Raw genomic sequence first — 1,656 nt, 5'->3', positions numbered from 1 at the left:
GTGCGGCGAAAGTCAGCGCCGAGCGGCCCAGCGCAGTGGTGGTTGACGGTGTATCCAGCGTTAAGGCGTCAGGGGGTGGCAAGGTACGTCTCGATGTTGGTCATTTGATCTTCCCAGCCGCGACTGTTCATGCGGAAAGCTTTCAAACGGCGTTCTGCCGGAATGTTATCGAAACCGGACTCGACAACCCTCAGCAACGTACCGCCCTCCATGTCTTCGAGCTCGAACAGCACCAGGGTGGTGGGCTCCGACGAATAGTCCATGTCCGGATCCACTGCATACGGATGCCAGCGAAACGCAAATACCCGCTCGGGCTCGACCCGCACCACCTGCACGTCCCAGACCAGATGTTCATAGCCCGGATAAGTGATTTGCCCCCGGGTTCGCTCACCGGCAACAAAGCGTTTGCCCTCGAGCGCGACACCAAACCACTTGCCGAAGGACTCGGCATTGGCCAGGGCGCGCCAGACGGTGGAGCGTGGAGCCTTGAGCAGGATCTTTCTTTCGATGCGATCTGATGAGTGCATAGGTCACCTCCTTTGATGAACACTAGGCCCGGATAGCTGAATGCGCAACTTTCTGGTTGCATAAAACATTCGGACAGGCTTTACCTTTCTGTCATGGCGCCTGGAAATGCTAACGTCGCCAGTGAACTGGCCCAGAACAAGGATGCTTCATGTTGCTTACCCTTTCGGAGCGTTATCGCGGCTGCCTGCTGGGGCTGGCTTGCGGCGACGCCGTCGGTACAAGCGTAGAGTTCAAACCGCGCGGGTCGTTCCCGGCGCTCACCGATATGGTAGGTGGCGGCCCGTTCAATCTGAAACCGGGCCAGTGGACCGATGACACGTCGATGGCGCTGTGCCTGGCCGAAAGCCTGCTCACAAAAAATGGTTTTGACGCCTTCGACCAGATGGGGCGTTATCTCAATTGGTGGCAATGGGGTTACCTGAGCTCGACTGGCGACTGCTTTGATATCGGCATGACCGTGCGCGAAGCCCTGACTCATTATCAGGAAACCGGCAATCCATTCGCCGGATCGACCGATCCGTTCAGTGCAGGTAACGGTTCGCTGATGCGATTAGCGCCGATGGTGCTTTTCTATTTCCCTGACATCGATCAGATCAACGTGTATTCCGCTAGCAGTTCCAGAACCACCCACGCCGCCCCGGAAGCCATCGAATGCTGTCAGCTGTTCGCCGAATTGATTTGCAGAGCATTGCAGGGCGCGTCGAAATCGGACTTGCGACACCTGGGCCACAGACACTTTTCAGAACCCAAAGTCGCCGCGATTGCCGGTGGCGACTATCTCGCCAAACCAAAATCCGAGATCGTGGGTACAGGTTACTGCGTTGCCTCGTTGGAGGCGGCGCTGTGGTGCTTCCATCACACCGACAGCTTTGAAGACGCCGTTCTGCAAGCCGCCAACCTGGGTGATGATGCTGACACTACCGCCGCTATTGTCGGGCAGTTGGCCGGAGCTTTTTACGGCGTTCAAGCAATCCCCGGGAACTGGCTTGCGAAGCTGCATATGTTTGATGAAATCGGGGCGATAGCTGACGCATTGCTGCAAGCATCACTCACCCGACTTAATGACTGAATACACGGACACAAGGAGTGCCCAATGCCCACTCTCCACGGCAGTTGCCTATGCAAGGC

The 1,656-nt window shown here is 57.1% G+C and carries 2 protein-coding genes; one reads left to right on the top strand and one right to left on the bottom strand.

Annotated features, from left to right (window positions below; all coding sequences use genetic code 11):
* Positions 1 to 68: 68 nt before the first annotated feature.
* Complete coding sequence (locus tag AC1DH9_RS28725) at positions 69 to 527, bottom strand: SRPBCC family protein (RefSeq protein WP_427539672.1); 459 nt, start codon at positions 525 to 527, stop codon at positions 69 to 71.
* A gap of 149 nt (positions 528 to 676) precedes the next feature.
* Here AC1DH9_RS28725 and AC1DH9_RS28720 point away from each other — a divergent pair, with 149 nt between their 5' ends.
* The gene (locus tag AC1DH9_RS28720) at positions 677 to 1,597 is read left to right on the top strand and encodes an ADP-ribosylglycohydrolase family protein (protein WP_427539669.1); all 921 of its coding nucleotides are present in this window, start codon (positions 677 to 679) and stop codon (positions 1,595 to 1,597) included.
* Positions 1,598 to 1,656 lie beyond the last annotated feature (59 nt).

The sequence above is a fragment of the Pseudomonas sp. 05T35 genome, from assembly GCF_056396605.1.
Note: the sequence above shows the minus strand (reverse complement) of the source record. Positions and strands in the feature narration are given on the sequence as shown.